This is a genomic window from Enterobacter sp. 118C5 (assembly GCF_034107645.1).
Lineage (GTDB): Bacteria > Pseudomonadota > Gammaproteobacteria > Enterobacterales > Enterobacteriaceae > Enterobacter > Enterobacter nematophilus.
The window spans coordinates 1052129-1070297 of record NZ_JAWNEU010000001.1 but is presented as its reverse complement, the minus strand read 5'-3'; the positions used below and the strand labels follow the sequence as shown (position 1 = coordinate 1070297).

The following is an 18169-nucleotide window of genomic DNA, read 5'->3' as shown; positions in this document are numbered from 1 at the left end:
GAGACGTCCATGAGCGAGCAAACCATTCGTTTAACGCAGTACAGCCACGGAGCCGGTTGCGGTTGTAAAATTTCCCCGAAAGTGCTGGAGACCATTCTGCACAGCGAACAGGCGAAGTTTGTCGACCCGAACCTGCTTGTCGGCAATGAAACGCGTGACGATGCGGCGGTTTATGACTTAGGTAACGGCACCAGCATTATCAGCACCACTGACTTCTTTATGCCGATTGTCGACAACCCGTTCGACTTCGGGCGCATCGCGGCCACCAACGCCATCAGCGATATCTTCGCCATGGGCGGTAAGCCGATCATGGCGATTGCCATTCTGGGCTGGCCGATCAACACCCTTCCACCGGAAATCGCCCGCGAGGTGATTGATGGCGGGCGTTTCGCCTGCCAGCAGGCGGGGATTTCCCTGGCCGGCGGCCACTCGATTGATGCGCCAGAGCCGATCTTCGGCCTGGCCGTCACCGGCGTGGTGCCGACCGAGCGCGTGAAACGCAACAGCACCGCGCAGGCGGGCTGCAAGCTGTTCCTTACCAAGCCGCTGGGCATTGGCGTGCTCACCACCGCCGAGAAAAAATCCCTGCTCAAACCGGAGCACAAAGGCCTGGCAACGGAAGTCATGTGCCAGATGAACCTCGCCGGCGCGGCGTTCGCCAATATCGACGGCGTGAAGGCGATGACCGACGTCACCGGTTTTGGCCTGCTGGGGCACCTCTCTGAAGTGTGTCAGGGTGCGGGCGTGCAGGCGCAGGTCTGGTATCAGGACGTACCGAAGCTGCCTGGCGTGGAAGAGTACATTGCCCAGGGCGCGGTTCCGGGCGGTACCCAGCGCAACTTCGCCAGCTACGGTCACCTGATGGGCGAAATGCCAGAGGCGTGGCGCAACCTGCTGTGCGATCCGCAAACCTCCGGCGGCCTGCTGCTGGCCGTCACGCCGGAATCCGAAGCCGAGGTTCAGGCTACCGCCGCCGAGTTTGGCATCACCCTGACGGCGATCGGCGAGTTAGTGACCGCGCGCGGTGGCCGACCGATGATTGAGATCCGTTAATTCGATGCGGTTGTTTATTGCCGAAAAGCCGAGCCTGGCCCGCGCCATCGCCGACGTGCTGCCTAAACCGCATCGCAAGGGCGACGGCTTTATCGAATGCGGCAACGGGCAGGTGGTCACCTGGTGTATCGGTCACCTGCTTGAACAGGCGCAGCCGGACGTCTACGACAGCCGCTACGCCCGCTGGAACCTCAACGATCTGCCCATCGTGCCGGAAAAGTGGCGTCTTCAGCCTCGCCCGTCCGTCACCAAACAGCTTAACGTCATTAAGCGTTTTCTGCATGAGGCGACGGAAGTGGTCCACGCGGGTGACCCGGACAGAGAAGGGCAGTTGCTGGTGGACGAAGTGCTGGACTATCTTGAGCTGGCGCCGGAAAAGCGGCAGCAGGTGCAGCGCTGCCTGATCAACGACCTCAACCCGCAGGCGGTTGAACGTGCCATTTCGCGCCTGCGCGCCAACAGCGAATTTATCCCGCTGTGCGTCTCCGCGCTGGCGCGCGCCCGAGCGGACTGGCTGTACGGGATCAACATGACCCGCGCCTACACCATCCTCGGGCGTAACGCGGGCTATCAGGGCGTACTCTCCGTGGGCCGCGTGCAGACGCCGGTGCTGGGGCTGGTCGTGCGTCGCGATGAAGAGATCGAGAACTTCGTCGCCAAAGATTTCTTTGAAGTGAAAGCGCACATCGTCACGCCAAAAGACGAACGCTTTACCGCCGTTTGGCAGCCGAGCGATGCCTGCGAGTCGTATCAGGACGAAGAGGGGCGTCTGCTCCATCGTCCGCTGGCGGAGCACGTGGTTAACCGCATTACCGGCCAGCCGGCCATGGTTACCAGCTATAACGATAAACGGGAATCAGTACCCGCGCCGCTGCCGTTCTCCCTTTCTGCTCTGCAGATTGAGGCCGCGAAGCGCTTTGGCCTCAGCGCGCAGAACGTGCTGGATATCTGCCAGAAGTTGTATGAAACCCACAAGCTGATCACCTATCCGCGCTCGGACAGCCGCTATCTGCCGGAAGAGCACTTTGCCGGACGCCATTCGGTGATGAACGCCATCGGCGTCCACGCGCCGGATCTGCTCCCGCAGCCCGTCGTTAACCCGGATACCCATAACCGCTGCTGGGACGACAAAAAGGTCGATGCCCACCACGCGATTATCCCGACGGCGCGCGCCAGCAGCGTCAACCTGACCGATAACGAAGCGAAGGTCTATAACCTGATCGCCCGTCAGTACCTGATGCAGTTCTGCCCGGACGCGGTGTTCCGCAAGTGCGTCATCGAGCTGGAAATTGCCAAAGGCAAGTTTGTCGCTAAAGCGCGTTTCCTCGCGGAAGCGGGCTGGCGCACGCTGCTGGGCAACAAGGAGCGCGATGAGGAGAACGACGGCACGCCGCTGCCGGTGGTCGCTAAAGATGATGAACTGCTGTGCGAGAAGGGTGAAGTGGTTGAACGTCAGACCCAGCCGCCGCGCCACTTCACCGATGCAACGCTGCTGTCGGCCATGACCGGGATCGCCCGCTTTGTGCAGGATAAAGATCTGAAGAAGATCCTGCGCGCCACGGACGGTCTGGGTACGGAAGCGACCCGCGCGGGGATCATCGAGCTGCTCTTTAAGCGCGGTTTCCTGGAGAAAAAGGGACGCTACATCCACTCAACGGAACCGGGACGGGCGCTGATTCATTCGCTGCCGGAGCTGGCCGCCAGGCCGGACATGACCGCGCACTGGGAATCGGTTCTGACGCAAATCAGCGAAAAGCAGTGCCGCTATCAGGACTTTATGCAGCCGCTGGTGGGGACGCTTTACCAACTGATCGATCAGGCCCGCAGTACGCCGGTGAAAACGTTCAGAGGGATGGTTGCACCCGGTGGCGGGGCGAAGAAACCGTTTAAAAAGAAAAAGAGCGCGGCCTGACACACGGTTTTCTCCCTCTCCCCGTGGGAGAGGGCCGGGGTGAGGGCACCCGGCCGCACGATATAAACCTTAAATCACACCCTGCCCAATCATCGCATCCGCTACCTTCACGAACCCGGCGATATTTGCCCCGCGCACGTAGTTGGTCTGTGACGCTTCACCGCCGTACTCCACGCAGGCGTGGTGAATATCGAGCATGATGTGGTGCAGACGGGCATCCACTTTTTCCGCCTTCCAGCCGAGACGCGCGGCGTTTTGCGCCATCTCCAGACCGGACGTTGCCACGCCGCCCGCGTTCGCCGCCTTGCCCGGCGCAAACAGCACGCCCGCCTCCAGGAACAGATCCGTCGCCTCGATAGTGGTCGGCATATTCGCCCCTTCGGCCACCGCCTTCACGCCGTTAGTAATCAGCGTGCGCGCGGCGTCTGCATCCAGTTCGTTTTGCGTGGCGCACGGCAGGGCGATATCCACCGGCACGCCCCACGGCTGTTTGCCTTCCAGATACGTCAGGCCAAACTCTGCGGCGTAATCGGCAAGTCGGCCATCGCGGCTGGCTTTGATTTCGCACAGGCGCGCCAGCTTCTCAGCCGTAAAGCCCGCTTCGTCCACCACCGTGCCTTTAGAGTCGGAGGCGGTCACCACGCGGGCGCCAAACTGCATCGCTTTTTCGATAGCGTACTGCGCCACGTTACCGGAGCCGGAGACCGCCACGCGCATCCCTTCGAAACCTAAGCCGTGACGCTTGAGCATTGCCTCGGTGAAGTAAACCAGGCCGTAGCCGGTCGCCTCCGGGCGGATCAGGCTGCCGCCAAACGATAATCCTTTACCGGTAAAGACGCAGGCGCTGTTGTTGGAGAGTTTTTTCATCATCCCGGCCATGAAGCCCACTTCGCGGGCCCCCACGCCGATATCTCCCGCCGGTACGTCGGTGTCCGGGCCGAGATGGCGGTAGAGCTCGGTCATCAGCGCCTGACAGAAACGCATCACTTCGCCTTCGCTTTTGCCTTTGGGATCGAAATCACTCCCGCCTTTACCGCCGCCCATTGGCAGGGTGGTGAGCGCGTTTTTAAACGTCTGCTCAAAGCCGAGAAATTTCAGAATCGACAGGTTAACGGAAGGGTGGAAGCGCATGCCGCCCTTAAACGGACCGATGGCGGAATTAAACTGCACGCGCCAAGCGCGGTTGACCTGCACCTGGTTGCGGTCATCCACCCAGGTCACGCGGAACTGGATCACGCGTTCTGGCTCAACCAGACGCTCCAGCAGCGACAGTTGACGATAGCGCGGGTTTTCTTCAAGGAACGGCCAGAGGGTGGTCATTACTTCACGAACGGCCTGAGCAAACTCGCTTTGGTGCGGGTCGCGCTGCTGAACATGGGCAAGGAAATTTTCCAGAGAGCGTGTCTGATCCATAGATATAAGAACCTCTTATAGTAATTTATGTATGTTGCTTATGCGATTTGTGTTGTTTTTTTGACTATACCACCCGTACCGCTTTGTGAAGCAAGCGGAAATGTTTGCCGAAAGGGAAATTAATGACCCGGGCCGCGTCATAACAAAAAGCGATGACGCGCTAAATTAAAGATTCTGCCCGATTTACCGTTATAGTCATTATCAGGACACAACAGGAAGAGAAGTCTATGAACCGTTACGTGATGGCCGCGTTATCATTAATGTTGGCCGCAGGCGCGCAGGCTGACCGCATTCGCCCGGATGTAGAAGTGAATGTGCCGCCGGAGGTGTTTAGCTCCAGCGGCCAGCGCGCGCAGCCGTGTAACCAGTGCTGCATCTACCAGGATCAAAACTATTCTGAAGGGGCCGTCGTGAAGGCGGATGGCGTGCTGCTCCAGTGTCAGCGCGATGAACGTACCATCAGCACGAATCCGCTGGTCTGGCGTCGCGTAAAAGAATAAACGCCTCCAGCAGCGGAATGTCCGCCGGGGCTAAGCTGTAGCCGAACGCCTCTTCCGGCGTACACCACACCAGCGCGCTGTGGTAGTGCGCCGTTAACTCTCCGCTGAAGCGGGGTACGCGCCAGGCGTGCAGGTTGATTAACCGCTGTGATACTTCGCGCTGATGGCTTGCCACGTACTGCTCAGGCTGCGCCTCAATGCCTAACTCTTCACGCAGCTCGCGGATAAGCGCCTCAGGCTGGGTTTCTCCAGCCTCCACTTTACCGCCAGCGAACTCCCACATACCCGGCTGGTCGGCGTGAGCAGGGCGCTGCGCCAGTAAAATTTTGTCGTCTTTTTCGATGATGGCCGCAACGACATCGACTGTTTTTAGCATGGTCGTCAATACTTGATAGCGAAAAACGCCATATTATCGTGCCCTTTCAAAGAGTCCAGCCATCAGGAGAATCAGGTGAAAGAGACGTCCACCTGGGTAGAGCCCATCCCAACCCTTCCGGCGAGCGTAAAACCCATTGCCGCCGTGCAGCAAAAACACTTCGGCGCCGTGCTGAACCCCACGCGCTGGTGGGGACGCGTGCCGCGTCTGTTCTGGCTGGTCGCCTTGTTTGTGGGGTTTCTGGAGCGCAGAAAAGCGCGCCTGACGCCCGTGCTGCGCTCGCTGCTCATGACGCGCGTATCGCAGCTGTGCCACTGTGCGTTCTGCATTGATGCCAACAGCCTGCGTCTGGCCGAGCGCTGCGGCGCGCTGGATAAAGTTCAGGCCGTGAGCGGCTGGGCTGATTCTGACTTGTTCAGTGAACAGGAGCGCGCGGCGCTGGCCTATGCGGATGCGGTGACCGCCACGCCGCCACGGGTGGATGAGGCAGTCAAAATGGCGATGAAACGCCACTTTACGGATGATGCCATCACTGAAATGACGGCGCTCATTGCCTTTCAGAATCTCTCGGCCCGGTTTAATGCCGCGCTGGATATTCCGGCGCAGGGGCTGTGCGCCACGTTTAAAGGGAAGCCTGATGCTTGACCGTCACCTGCACCCGCGGGTAAAGCCCGCGCTGAACCGTCTGGTTTCCGTGCTGGATAAGCCGGGCATTACGCCCGACGGGCTAACCCTTGCCGGGTTTGCCATCGGCCTGCTGGCGATGCCGTTTCTGGCCCTCGGCTGGTATCCTGCGGCTCTGGTTGCCATCGTCCTGAACCGCCTGCTGGATGGTCTGGACGGCGCGCTGGCGCGCCGGAGAGGGCTGACGGATGCGGGAGGGTTTTTGGATATCGCCCTCGATTTTCTGTTCTACGCGCTGGTGCCGTTTGGCTTTGCGCTGGCTGCACCGGTCGAGAATGCGCTGGCGGCCGCCTGGCTGTTGTTCGCGTTTATCGGCACCGGCAGCAGTTTTCTCGCCTTTGCCGCGCTGGCGGCGAAGCACAATATCGACAACCCCGGCTATGCGCACAAGTCGTTTTACTATCTCGGCGGGTTAACGGAAGGGACGGAGACCATCGCGCTGTTCGTGCTGTGCTGCCTGTTTCCGGCGCACTTTACGCTGTTCGCGTGGATATTCGGCGCGCTGTGCTGGCTGACCACCACAACGCGCATCTGGAGCGGCTACGTGACGCTGAAGTCGCTCACCCGTTAGAGAGCGCTCTCTGGCCCGCGCGCTCCGGCGGTGACCGGGTTCTGCGGGTGGCTGCTCCATTCATACCAGCCGCCGTCATAGACGGCGACGTGCTTCCAGCCCATCGCCCGGGCGTACATGAAGGTTTCTGACGCCCGCCAGCCGGTGCCGCAGTAAAACGCGACGTGCTGTTCCGGTAGGATATTCCAGCTTTTCCACTGGGCGGCGATATCGTCCGCGCTGCGCATGGTGCCATCCGGGTTATGGAAGTCTTCCATATGGGTGGCATCGCTGCCCGCATGGCCCCAGCGGGCGCCGGCGATTTCACCTTTTGGCTTGATGTAGCTGTAGCCGCTGGTTTCGCCGATAAACTCCGGCCATGAACGAATGCTGACCAGGGAGGCATCCTGACGGTGCAGCATGCCGCGCGCCTGCTCCATATTCACCATCAGCTGCGGCTGGCCGGGGATCGGCGCGCCAAAATCAGGGGCAGGAGCCACTTTGCCGGGCGTGCCGCGCTCAACCGGCAGACCGGCATCTGACCACGCCTTCCAGCCGCCATCGAGAAGGCGCACATCCTTCACGCCCGCGTAGAGCATAATCTGCGCCACGCGCGCGGCGGCGTAAACGTCACGTCCATACAGAATGACGGTGGTATCGTGACGGATCCCGTGCTTCGCCAGCATTGCTTTCAGCCTGCCGTCGGAGACTTTGTTCCACAGCGGCTCGCTTTCCACCTCGTTGGTGTCGATGTAGCCCGCGCCGGGAATGTGGTTAAGCAGGTAAAACTTCGGCGCGCCCCAGGCCGCTTCTATGACCTTCCATTCGCCCGCCGGCGCGGCGGTCACCGGTTTACCCTGCTGGAGCTGGTGGATCCACTGGGGGTAGACGAGCTGTTCAAAGTGCGCCAGACGCTGCAGGCGGTCGGGCGACTGGAGGGCATCGCTGAGGAACGAAACATGGCGGTATCCGGCTTTCTCCAGGCGGGCTTTCACCGCCTGAGTGGCGCCGTCGTCGCCGTACAGCGCGATGGTCGTTGCCGGCGTCAGCTGATGCTGTCTGGCCCAACGCGCAATCTGCTCGTCGCTCATTGCGTTAAGCCAGGCGGCTGCCAGGTTGAGCGCTGCGGGTTCGTGCCCGGAAGGACCGCTGAGGGTCTGCGGCCAGCCGTTATAGAAGGCGCTGGGGCGGGTGTCGATTGCCGCGCCGTGCTGCGCCTGAAGCTGAGACAGCGTCATCGCGTTGGCCATATCAGCTGCCAGAGAGGAAAAAGAGGCGAGGCCGCAGATCAGGGCCAGCGCGGTCAGTTGAGAAACACGTTTCATCGAATAACCTGACGTCAGTAATAGAGGGGGGCATTGTCGTCTCTCCCGAAACGGAAAACATTGCGTTAGCACATTATTGCCAGCGAGAAATCTCCATCACCTCGCCGCCGGGCGGAATATCGTCCTCGTCATGGGTGACCAGCACCACCGGAATATTGCGCGCGCGGACGGCGTCAAACACCCATGCCCGGAACGACGTGCGTAACGCTTTATCAAGGCGGCTGAACGGTTCGTCCAGCAGCAGCGCCTGCGGCTCTGCAAGCAGGGCGCGCAGCAGGCTAACCCGGGCGCGCTCTCCGCCGGAAAGCGTGGCCGGATCGCTGGCGTAATGACCGCCAAGCCCGGCGGAGTCCAGCGCCTGCTCGACCGCTTCCCGACGCGCGCGTCCCGCGTTCCCCTCAGGCAAGGCCAGCAGCAAATTTTGCCCAACGCTGAAAGGTTCAAACAGCAGCGCGTCCTGAAAAAGAATCCCCAGACCGCGGGATTCGACGGGCAAACCGTCGCAGCGGCGTTCGTCGAGCCACAGTTCGCCCCGCGCATGAAAATCACCTGACAGCGCGCCGACCATCCAGGCAAAGAGGGTCGATTTGCCGCTGCCGGACGGCCCCATCAGGGTGACAATCTCCCCGCGCGGTACGCAAAAATTGACCTCGCGGAAAAGCGGTTCGATGGTGAGATCGTTGACCTTAAGCATTAACGTAATCCTTGACGGTAGCGGCCCGCGAGCCGGGATAACAGCGCGGCAAGACCGAATACGACGCCCGTGACCAGCAGTAAGCCCAGGGCGCGGTTAGCGAGAACCGGGATGCTGCCCCCGCTGCTGAGCGCGACGGTCTCGGTGGTCAGCGTGGCGAAACGCCCCGCGCTCAGCCAGAGCGTCGGCATATATTGCGCCATGCTGACGGAAAAGCCGGTGGCAAAGGCCAGCAGCGCAGGACGCACCAGCAGGGGACATTTCAGCAGGCAGAAAATTTTTGCCCGCCGCCAGCCGAGCGTTCTGGCGGTAAGGATAAGCCGGGGATCGATCCGCCGCCACGCGGGCTGGAGCACCAGCAGCATCCACGGCAGTACCCACAGCAGATGGCTCCAGAGGACGGCGATAAAGCCTCCGTCGAGTTCCAGATGCAAAGCAATTGCGTATTGCCCGGTCACGAGCGGCAGTGCCGGAAGGGCGAGCGGTAGCCACACCCACGCCGCACCGCGCTGCGGCCCCCATTCCAGCCAGAGAAAAATGACGATGAGGGCGATAAGGCTCGAAAGCAGACCGAAGGAGAGGCTGGTGCCCACGGGACCCACGTCGTCCCGTTGCGCCAGCATCAACAGCACGGCGGCGCAAAGGAGGCCGCATGCGGGCAGAAACCCGCTGAATGCGCGTTCTGGCAGCGCGATATGCAACCTGCGGCGCGTCCCGCTCAGGTCCGGAATCGCGCGACGCCAGACCTTCCAAAGGCCGTACCCCAGCGCGGCAAGCGCGGCCAGTAAAAGAAGGAGCAGAAGGCAAAGCAGCGTCCCCTTTACCTGCTGCTGCGCGTCGCCCTGGCTCAGCCACTGCCAGGCCAGCACGGCCAGCGTGGGCGGGTTGCCGGGACCGAGAACGATCGCCACGTCCACAACCGACAGCGACCACGCCAGCACCGCCAGCATCACCGCCCCGAGGACGGGCGCGATCGCCGGAAGGATCAGCCAGCTGAGCGTCTGAAAACGTCCGTAGCCGAAGGTTTGCAGGACGATCTTCTGCTGCGCGAGCCTTTTTTCCGGCAGCACGGCGTAAATGGCCCACAGCACAAACGCGCTCTCTTTGACCGCGAGCGTCAGGCCCAGCCCAACGCCGTAGCGGTCAAACGGCGGCGAACAGGCGGTACAAACCTGATAAAACAGTCCGCCCTCGGCAAACAGCAGCAGCGCGCTGGTGGCGAAGGCTACGTGGGGGATCGCCAGCAGCCACGGCAGGCGCGTGCTGAGGCGCCGCCAGCGGTTGCCGGGCCAGAAAAGAGCCACGAGGGAAAGGGCGATAAACAGGGCTCCCAGCGTGGCGATAAGCGTTGAGATCAGCGTGGCAACGGCTGCCTGCGGCAGCTGAGGATCGTTCAGCAGCCGCTGCCAGTTCGTCACGGAGAATGCCGGCGCGAACAGCACGGTGCCAGCGGGCAGGATCGGCAGATAAATCACCGCCATCGCCAGCCAGACAAGCCAGCCTAACGGGTGCCGTAACGACGCAGCCATTCCTGCTCCAGCGCGTTCACCCACGCGGACTGCGGCTCCGGGAGCATCTTCGGCAGCCCCTGCGGCGTATGGGCCTGCAGCTGTTTCGCTTCACCTTCGGGCAGCGTTTTCGCATCCAGCACGCTCGGGTCTCCCCACACGGCCGGGTTGGCCTTGCGGATCTGCGCCTGCGGCGACAGCAGGAAATTGGCGACTACCTTCGCGCCCGCGCTCGCGCTGGCATTGGCCGGAATAGCCACAAAATGCACGTTGCTGAGCATCCCGTCGCGAAAACCAAAGCTGTAGCTGTCGGCAGGCAGTTCGCCGCTCGCCACTTTTTGCTGCGTATGCGCCGGGTTAAAGGTCAGCGACAGGTTCAGACTGCCGCTGGCGAGCAGGGCATCCATCCGGGCGGGCGAAGGAGGGAAGTCTTTCCCTTCACGCCACAGCAGCGGGTGCAGTTTATCGAGGTAGGCCCAGAGCGGCGCCGTAACCTGGGCAAACGTATCATCAGGCGCTTTTTGTAACGCCTCGGGATGCGCCGTAAGCGTCAGCAGCAGCTGCTCCAGAAAGGCCGTGCCGGTAAAATCGGGCGGGCGAGGATAGCTGACCTTGCCCGGATGCTGCTGCGCGTACGCCAGCAGCGCCTGCGGATCCTCCGGTGGCGTCGGCATGCTGGCTTTGCGGGCAATAAAGGTCAGCTGCGCGCCGCCCCACGGCGATTCCGCGCCGTCCGTGGGAATGGCAAAATCTTCCGTGACGGGTTTACGGGTATCGACATAGCGCCAGTTGGGCAGACTCTGTGCCCACCCGGTTTGCAGCAGGTTCGCCTCTTTGAGGGTGCGGAAGTTCTCGCCGTTCACCCACAGGAGGTCGACCGAGCCGTTGGTCTTACGCCCTGCGGCGGCTTCCGTCTGAATACGTTTGACCGCATCGGCGGCATCCGCCAGCGGGACGATTTTTAGGGTGATGGCATAGTGCGTTTGCATCTCACCGCTAACCCACTCAAGGTAGCGGTTGACCGCCGGATCGCCGCCCCAGGCGTTAAACCAGACGGTTTGTCCTTTGGCCTGCTGTTGAATAGCGTGCCAGCCGTCGGCGGCATAGAGGGGGGCTGCCAGCAGCAGACCGGTCAGAAACGTGCAAAAACGCACACGGCGCATAATGCCTCACTTTTTAGCAGAAGGGAGATAACGGGAAAACAGCCGGCGCGTAACCAGCGGTAATAACCCCAGTAGTGTAAAGGCGAATACCACGCCCGGCGACAAAATATCGCGCAGCGATGTCACTTTTCCCAGCTCCCGCCCGGCGTTCAGAAAGATAACCGTTGCGGGCAGCATGGCGAGCTGGCTGACCCACCAGTAGCGCCGCACCGTGATGCGGGTCAGCCCCATCAGTAAATTCACCAGGAAAAACGGGAACAGCGGCATCAGGCGCAGGGCAAAAAGATAGCCCGCACCGTCGCGCGCCATGCCAGCGTTCACCGTTGCCATCTGCCGGGCAAACCGCCGCTGCACCCAGTCGCGCAGCAGGTAACGGCTGGCGAGCATGGCCAGCGTGGCCCCGAGCGTGGAGGCAAACGAAACCAGCACGGTGCCTTCCCACAGCGTAAATAACACCCCGCCCAGCAGGGTCAGAGCCGCCGCGCCGGGTATCGACAGGGCGGAAACCGCCACGTAAAGCGCAAAGAAGATCAACGCGCTACGCAGCGGCGCGCGGTCGACATAGGAGAGTAGGGCCTGCTGGTGCGTTTTTACTCCTGCCAGAGAGAGCGTGTCAGGCGGCAGAATGAAAAATGTCATAAGAAATGCGCCCAGAAGGGCGCACAGGAAGAGTGTTTTTCGCATGTTCACGCGCGATTACAGCTTGAATTTAGCCCATACCGGCGCGTGGTCCGACGGTTTTTCCATGCTGCGGATGTCATAGTCAATTCCGGTTTCGATGCAGCGCTCCGCCAGCGGCGTGCTCGCCAGCAGCAGATCGATACGCAGGCCGCGGTTGTCGTCAAAGCCCTTCGAGCGGTAGTCAAACCACGAAAAGCGATCCTGCGTTTCCGGGTTGGCATTGCGGAAAGTATCCACCAGGCCCCAGCCCAGCAGGCGCTCCATCCACTCACGCTCTTCCGGCAGGAAGGAGCATTTGCCGGTGCGCAGCCAGCGCTTGCGGTTCTCTTCGCCGATGCCGATATCCAGATCCGTCGGGCTGATATTCATATCGCCCATGATCAGCACCGGATTTTCTTTTTTCAGTTCGGTCGTCAGGTAGTTCTGCAGATCCTGATAAAACTTCGCTTTGGCCGGGAATTTTGTCTCGTGATCGCGGCTCTCGCCCTGCGGGAAATAGCCGTTAATGACCGTAATATTCCCGAGCGCGGAAGGCACTTCCGCCATGATGATGCGGCGCTGCGCTTCTTCACCGTCGCCGGGGAAGCCGCGGCGCACGGAAACCGGCGTGTCTTTGGTGAGCAGCGCGACGCCATAGTGACCTTTCTGACCGTGGTAAAAGACGTTGTAGCCGAGTTTCGCCACCTCTTCGAGGGGGAACATGTCGTCGTGAACCTTGGTCTCCTGCAGGCCGATCACATCTGGCTGATGTTGCTCAACGATGGCTTCTAGCTGATGAGGGCGGGCGCGCAGGCCGTTGATATTAAAAGAGACAAATTTCATAGTCGCTGCCAGTGCAAGGTGAATAGTGCATGGATGGTAGCAGAATTTGCGTCAACTGTTACCGGGTTCGACCAATAACTGCGACAGATAATGCCGGTGGTGCAATATTTGCACCATTCTGACGCGCTTCGCCCTCAAACAGGGCGTAAATGGTCGATAAATTTCGCGAGCGATCACAATTCCAGAATTATATTTGGCCTCTGCATACTCTTTCTGATTTTCATGCGGCAAAGCGCCGCTTGTCGTAAAAATATTCACTTTTTATGCAACAACAGTGAATAACTCCATATTGTAACCTATTGATATTCTGTTACCTCAACCCGTTTATGCAATTTTATCGCTGGCTGGCACGAAGGCTGCAATCTACATTCACAGTGCAAACACTCAATTATTTAACATTCAAATAACTTTTTATTTACCGGATGAGGTCGCTATGTCTCTGTCAATTACGCGTGAAAATTTCGATGAATGGATGATGCCGGTTTACGCTCCGGCGGCTTTTATTCCGGTTCGCGGGGAAGGCTCACGCCTGTGGGATCAGCAGGGTAAAGAGTATATCGACTTTGCCGGGGGGATTGCGGTGAACGCGCTGGGTCATGCCCACCCGGCGCTGCGTCAGGCGCTGAACGACCAGGCGGCGAAGTTCTGGCATACCGGCAACGGCTTTACCAACGAGCCCGCGCTGCACCTGGCGAAAAAGCTGATTGACGCGACCTTCGCCGAAAAAGTCTTTTTCTGTAACTCCGGGGCGGAAGCCAACGAAGCGGCGCTGAAGCTGGCACGTAAATATGCCCACGATAAGTTTGGGACGCACAAGAGCGGGATTGTGGCGTTCAAAAATGCCTTCCACGGGCGCACGCTCTTTACCGTGAGCGCGGGCGGCCAGCCTTCTTATTCGCAGGATTTCGCTCCGCTGCCGCCGGATATTCGCCACGGCATCTATAACGATCTGCAGTCCGCCAGCGAGCTGATTAACGACACCACCTGCGCGGTGATCGTCGAGCCGATGCAGGGCGAGGGCGGCGTGCTTCCGGCGCAAAAGGCATTCCTGCAGGGGCTGCGCGAGCTGTGCGACCGTCACGACGCGGTCCTGATTTTCGACGAAGTGCAGACCGGCGTGGGCCGCACAGGCGAGCTGTATGCCTATATGCACTACGGCGTGACGCCGGACGTTCTCTCTACCGCCAAAGCGCTGGGCGGCGGCTTCCCGATTGGCGCGACGCTGACCACCGAAAAATTTGCCAGCGTGATGACCGTGGGCACCCACGGCACCACCTACGGCGGCAACCCGCTGGCAACCGCCGTCGCCGGACAGGTTCTCGACATCATTAACACCCCTGAGGTGCTGAAGGGCGTTAAGCAGCGTCACGAGTGGTTCGTTGAGCGCCTGAACGCCATCAACGGCAAGCTTGGCCTGTTCAAAGAAATTCGCGGCCTGGGGCTGTTGATCGGCTGCGAGCTCACCGCTGAGTTTGCCGGAAAAGCGAAGCTAATTTCACAGGAAGCGGCAAAAGCGGGCGTGATGGTGCTGATTGCCGGTGCCAACGTGGTGCGTTTTGCGCCTGCGCTGATTGTGAGTGAGGAAGAGGTGCAAACCGGTCTGGACCGTTTTGCGCTGGCGTGTGAGAAGGTGAAATCCGGGGTGTCATCATGATGGTCATCCGTCCCGTTGAGCGCGGCGATATCGCCGGGCTCATGCAGCTTGCCGGTAAGACGGGAGGCGGGCTGACCTCGCTTCCTGCCGATGAAAAAACGCTGTCGGCGCGCATTGAGCGCGCCCTGCAAACCTGGCAGGGGACGTTGCCAAAAAGCGAACAGGGTTACGTGTTCGTGCTGGAAGACACCGACACGGGAACCGTGGCCGGGATTTGCGCCATCGAAGTGGCCGTCGGGCTCAACGACCCGTGGTACAACTACCGCGTCGGCACGATGGTTCACGCCTCGAAAGAGCTGAACGTCTATAACGCGCTGCCCACGCTGTTTCTCTGTAATGACCACACGGGCGCCAGCGAGCTCTGCACGCTGTTCCTCGACCCGGCGTGGCGTAAAGAGGGCAACGGCTATCTGCTCTCTAAATCGCGCTTTATGTTTATGGCCGCCTTCCGCGATCGCTTTAACGAAAAAGTGGTGGCAGAGATGCGCGGCGTGATCGACGACAAAGGCTACTCGCCATTCTGGGAGAGCCTGGGCGAGCGCTTCTTCTCGATGGAGTTCAGCCGGGCGGACTATCTTTGCGGCACCGGTCAGAAAGCGTTTATCGCGGAGCTGATGCCTAAACATCCTATCTATACCCATTTCTTAACGCCGGAAGCGCAGGCGGTAATTGGCGAGGTGCATCCGCAAACCGCCCCGGCCCGCGCGGTGCTGGAGAAAGAGGGCTTCCGCTACCGTAACTATGTGGACATCTTTGACGGAGGGCCTACGCTGGAGTGCGATATCGACCGCGTGCGCGCGATCCGCAAAAGCCGCCTGGTTGAGGTATCCGAAGGCCAGCCCGCGCCGGGTGACTGGCCGGCGTGCCTGGTGGCGAACGAAAATTACGCCAACTTCCGCGCCATGCTGGTGCGGACCAACCCGAAATGTGAACGTCTGGTGCTGACGGCTGCAGAGCTGGATGCCCTGAAATGTAACGCCGGCGATACGGTTCGCCTGGTGCGTCTCTGCCCTGAGGAGAAAACAGCATGACATTATGGATTAACGGTGACTGGGTAACGGGCGAAGGCGAACAGCGCACAAAGACCAACCCGGTAGGAAAAGAAATTCTGTGGAAGGGAAATGACGCCAGCGCCGCGCAGGTCGAGCAGGCCTGCCGTGCCGCACGCCGTGCGTTTCCCGCGTGGGCAAAACGGCCTTTCGCCGAGCGCCAGGCGCTTGTTGAAAAATTTGCCGGACTGCTGGAGGCAAACAAGGCCGAACTGACGCGCATCATCTCCTCCGAAACCAGCAAACCGCGGTGGGAAGCGGCGACCGAAGTGACGGCGATGATCAATAAAATCGCCATTTCGGTTAAGGCGTACCACGTCCGCACCGGCGAGCAGCATACCGAGATGCCGGACGGCGCGGCCACGCTGCGCCACCGTCCGCACGGCGTGCTGGCGGTGTTTGGCCCGTATAACTTCCCGGGGCATCTGCCGAACGGCCACATTGTGCCCGCGCTGCTGGCGGGCAATACCGTCATCTTCAAGCCGAGCGAGCTTACGCCGTTAACCGGCGAGGCGGTGGTGAAGCTGTGGGAACAGGCAGGGCTGCCGCCGGGCGTGCTGAACCTCGTGCAGGGCGGACGGGAAACCGGCCAGGCGCTGAGCGCGCTGAGCGATATCGACGGCCTGCTGTTTACCGGCAGCGCCGGAACGGGCTATCAGCTGCACCGCCAGCTGGCGGGGCAGCCGGAGAAAATTCTGGCGCTGGAGATGGGGGGCAATAACCCGCTGATTGTGGAAGATCCTGATGATATCGACGCTGCGGTGCACCTGACGATCCAGTCCGCCTTTATTACCGCCGGACAGCGCTGCACCTGCGCCCGCCGCCTGCTGGTCAAGCGCGGCGCGCAGGGTGATGCCTTCCTGAAGCGTCTGACAGAGGTGAGCGCGCGGCTGGTGCCTGGCGCGTGGGATGCCGACCCGCAGCCGTTTATCGGCGGGCTGATCTCCGAACAGGCCGCGCTGAACGTGCTCAAAGCCTGGCAGGAGCACGTAGCGCGCGGGGCGAAAACCCTGCTGGAGCCGAAGCAGGTTCAGCCGGGTACCTCGCTGCTGACGCCGGGTATCGTTGAGATGAGCGGTGCGAGCAGCGTGCCGGATGAAGAGGTGTTTGGCCCGCTACTGTGCGTGTGGCGTTACGACGATTTCGATGCGGCCATTGAGATGGCGAACCACACCCGCTACGGCCTGTCTAGCGGGCTGATATCGCCACATCGCGAGAAGTTTGATCGGCTGCTGCTGGAAGCGCGCGCCGGGATCGTGAACTGGAATAAACCGCTGACCGGGGCGGCGAGCACCGCGCCGTTCGGCGGCGTGGGCGCCTCGGGCAACCATCGCGCCAGCGCCTGGTATGCCGCGGATTACTGCGCGTGGCCGATGGCGAGCCTGGAGACCCCGGCGCTGACGCTGCCGGAGACGCTCAATCCGGGGCTGGATTTTAGCGAAGGGGACCGTCATGAAAGCGCGTGAAGTCAATTTTGACGGGCTGGTGGGGCTGACGCACCACTATGCCGGCCTCTCTTTTGGTAATGAAGCCTCGACGAAGCACCGCTTCCAGGTCTCCAACCCGAAGCTGGCGGCGAAGCAGGGGCTATTGAAAATGAAAGCGCTGGCGGATGCTGGCTTCCCGCAGGCGGTGATCCCGCCGCAGGAGCGTCCGAACGTGGCGGTGCTGCGCCAGCTAGGTTTTAGCGGTACGGACGAGCAGGTCGTCGAAAAAGCGGGTACGCAGACGCCGCACCTGCTCTCTGCGGCAAGCTCTGCCTCTTCAATGTGGGTGGCAAACGCGGCCACCGTCGCCCCGTCGGCCGATACGCTGGATGGTAAAGTCCACCTGACGGTGGCGAACCTGAACAACAAATTCCACCGCGCCACCGAAGCGGAGACCACCGAGCGCGTGCTGCACGCCATTTTCCGTAATGACGCCCATTTTGAGATCCATCAGGCCCTGCCGCAGGTGGCGATGTTTGGCGACGAAGGCGCGGCCAACCATAACCGGCTGGGTGGCGATTACGGCGATCCCGCCGTGCAGCTGTTTATCTACGGGCGGGAAGAGGGCGGCCACGCCGCGCCAACCCGTTACCCAGCGCGTCAGACGCTGGCGGCCAGTCAGGCGGTTGCGCGCCTGAACCAGGTCAATCCTTCCCAGGTGATTTTTGCCCAGCAGAACCCGCACGTGATCGACCAGGGCGTGTTCCATAACGACGTGATAGCCGTCTCCAACCGCCAGGTGCTGTTCTGCCATGAGCAGGCCTTTGCCCATCAGGATAAACTGCTCGCCACGCTGCGCGAACGCGTGCCCGGCTTTATGCCGATCCAGGTGCCAACGCAGGCGGTCAGCGTGCAGGACGCGGTGGAAACGTATCTGTTCAACAGCCAGCTGCTGAGCCGCGATGACGGCAGCATGATGCTGGTGCTGCCGCAGGAGTCACGGGATCATCAGGGCGTGTGGCGCTATCTCACCGAACTGGTGAAGGCCGATAACCCGATTGACGAGCTGCGCGTGTTTGACCTGCGCGAAAGCATGGCCAACGGCGGTGGCCCCGCCTGTCTGCGCCTGCGGGTCGTGTTAACGCCAAATGAAATGCAGGCCGTTAACCCGGCAGTCATGATGAATGAGACGCTCTTTAACACCCTGAATGACTGGGTGGACCGCTACTATCGCGACCGGTTAACGCAGGCCGATCTGGTTGACCCGCAGCTGCTGCGCGAAGGGCGCGAGGCGCTGGACGCGTTATCGTCAATCCTGCAGCTGGGCTCGGTTTACCCGTTCCAGCGCTAAAGGAGTG

17 protein-coding genes are annotated in these 18169 nt (G+C 61.1%); 9 read left to right on the top strand and 8 right to left on the bottom strand.

Annotated elements, in window-relative coordinates; genetic code table 11:
- Positions 1–9 precede the first annotated feature (9 nt).
- Both selD and UTO39_RS05055 read left to right on the top strand, forming a co-directional pair.
- Positions 10–1053 carry a selenide, water dikinase SelD gene (gene selD, locus UTO39_RS05060; protein WP_320726630.1) on the top strand — a complete coding sequence of 348 codons (1044 nt, stop codon included), beginning with the start codon at positions 10–12 and terminating at the stop codon, positions 1051–1053.
- A 4-nt stretch (positions 1054–1057) separates the two neighbouring features.
- Positions 1058–2965: a DNA topoisomerase III gene (locus UTO39_RS05055; protein WP_320726629.1), complete on the top strand. Its 1908-nt coding sequence runs from the start codon at positions 1058–1060 to the stop codon at positions 2963–2965.
- 69 nt (positions 2966–3034) lie between these two features.
- Here UTO39_RS05055 and gdhA read toward each other — a convergent pair whose 3' ends face one another.
- Complete coding sequence (gene gdhA / locus UTO39_RS05050) at positions 3035–4378, bottom strand: NADP-specific glutamate dehydrogenase (protein WP_151413209.1); 1344 nt, start codon at positions 4376–4378, stop codon at positions 3035–3037.
- Between the two features lie 227 nt (positions 4379–4605).
- On the opposite strand from gdhA, the gene UTO39_RS05045 reads away from it, so the two are divergent.
- Positions 4606–4878: a YnjH family protein gene (locus UTO39_RS05045; protein WP_320726628.1), complete on the top strand. Its 273-nt coding sequence runs from the start codon at positions 4606–4608 to the stop codon at positions 4876–4878.
- On the opposite strand, the gene UTO39_RS05040 is transcribed toward UTO39_RS05045, so the two are convergent.
- The gene (locus UTO39_RS05040) at positions 4838–5254 is read right to left on the bottom strand and encodes a pyrimidine (deoxy)nucleoside triphosphate diphosphatase (protein WP_320726627.1); all 417 of its coding nucleotides are present in this window, start codon (positions 5252–5254) and stop codon (positions 4838–4840) included. The genes UTO39_RS05045 and UTO39_RS05040 overlap by 41 nt on opposite strands.
- Positions 5255–5329: 75 nt before the next feature.
- On the opposite strand from UTO39_RS05040, the gene UTO39_RS05035 reads away from it, so the two are divergent.
- The gene (locus UTO39_RS05035) at positions 5330–5899 is read left to right on the top strand and encodes a carboxymuconolactone decarboxylase family protein (protein WP_320726626.1); all 570 of its coding nucleotides are present in this window, start codon (positions 5330–5332) and stop codon (positions 5897–5899) included.
- Entirely contained in the window at positions 5892–6509 is a 618-nt protein-coding gene (locus tag UTO39_RS05030) for a CDP-alcohol phosphatidyltransferase family protein (protein ID WP_320726625.1), read from the top strand. Before UTO39_RS05035 ends, UTO39_RS05030 begins: the two co-directional genes overlap by 8 nt.
- Here UTO39_RS05030 and UTO39_RS05025 read toward each other — a convergent pair.
- From UTO39_RS05025 to xthA, 6 genes are all read right to left on the bottom strand, one after another.
- Positions 6506–7813, bottom strand: a complete 1308-nt coding sequence (locus UTO39_RS05025) for a sulfurtransferase (RefSeq protein ID WP_320726624.1) — start codon at positions 7811–7813, stop codon at positions 6506–6508. The genes UTO39_RS05030 and UTO39_RS05025 overlap by 4 nt on opposite strands.
- A gap of 73 nt (positions 7814–7886) precedes the next feature.
- Positions 7887–8507, bottom strand: a complete 621-nt coding sequence (locus tag UTO39_RS05020) for an ATP-binding cassette domain-containing protein (protein WP_320726623.1) — start codon at positions 8505–8507, stop codon at positions 7887–7889.
- Positions 8507–10036, bottom strand: a complete 1530-nt coding sequence (locus tag UTO39_RS05015) for a thiamine ABC transporter permease (RefSeq protein WP_320726622.1) — start codon at positions 10034–10036, stop codon at positions 8507–8509. The genes UTO39_RS05020 and UTO39_RS05015 overlap by 1 nt, the downstream gene beginning before the upstream one ends.
- The gene (locus UTO39_RS05010) at positions 10009–11169 is read right to left on the bottom strand and encodes an ABC transporter substrate-binding protein (protein ID WP_407065100.1); all 1161 of its coding nucleotides are present in this window, start codon (positions 11167–11169) and stop codon (positions 10009–10011) included. Before UTO39_RS05010 ends, UTO39_RS05015 begins: the two co-directional genes overlap by 28 nt.
- Positions 11170–11184: 15 nt before the next feature.
- Complete coding sequence (locus tag UTO39_RS05005) at positions 11185–11817, bottom strand: TVP38/TMEM64 family protein (protein ID WP_407065097.1); 633 nt, start codon at positions 11815–11817, stop codon at positions 11185–11187.
- A 57-nt stretch (positions 11818–11874) separates the two neighbouring features.
- Positions 11875–12681, bottom strand: a complete 807-nt coding sequence (gene xthA / locus UTO39_RS05000; RefSeq protein WP_032644863.1) for an exodeoxyribonuclease III — start codon at positions 12679–12681, stop codon at positions 11875–11877.
- 433 nt (positions 12682–13114) lie between these two features.
- Here xthA and UTO39_RS04995 point away from each other — a divergent pair, with 433 nt between their 5' ends.
- The 4 genes from UTO39_RS04995 to astB are packed head-to-tail and all read left to right on the top strand — an operon-like array spanning position 13115 to position 18162.
- The gene (locus UTO39_RS04995) at positions 13115–14335 is read left to right on the top strand and encodes an aspartate aminotransferase family protein (protein ID WP_320726619.1); all 1221 of its coding nucleotides are present in this window, start codon (positions 13115–13117) and stop codon (positions 14333–14335) included.
- Positions 14332–15366: an arginine N-succinyltransferase gene (gene astA, locus UTO39_RS04990; RefSeq protein WP_061098507.1), complete on the top strand. Its 1035-nt coding sequence runs from the start codon at positions 14332–14334 to the stop codon at positions 15364–15366. The genes UTO39_RS04995 and astA overlap by 4 nt, the downstream gene beginning before the upstream one ends.
- The gene (gene astD, locus UTO39_RS04985; RefSeq protein WP_320726618.1) at positions 15363–16850 is read left to right on the top strand and encodes a succinylglutamate-semialdehyde dehydrogenase; all 1488 of its coding nucleotides are present in this window, start codon (positions 15363–15365) and stop codon (positions 16848–16850) included. The genes astA and astD overlap by 4 nt, the downstream gene beginning before the upstream one ends.
- On the top strand, positions 16837–18162 hold the full coding sequence (astB, locus tag UTO39_RS04980; protein ID WP_320726617.1) for an N-succinylarginine dihydrolase: 1326 nt from the start codon (positions 16837–16839) through the stop codon (positions 18160–18162). The genes astD and astB overlap by 14 nt, the downstream gene beginning before the upstream one ends.
- The last annotated feature ends 7 nt before the right edge of the window (positions 18163–18169 follow it).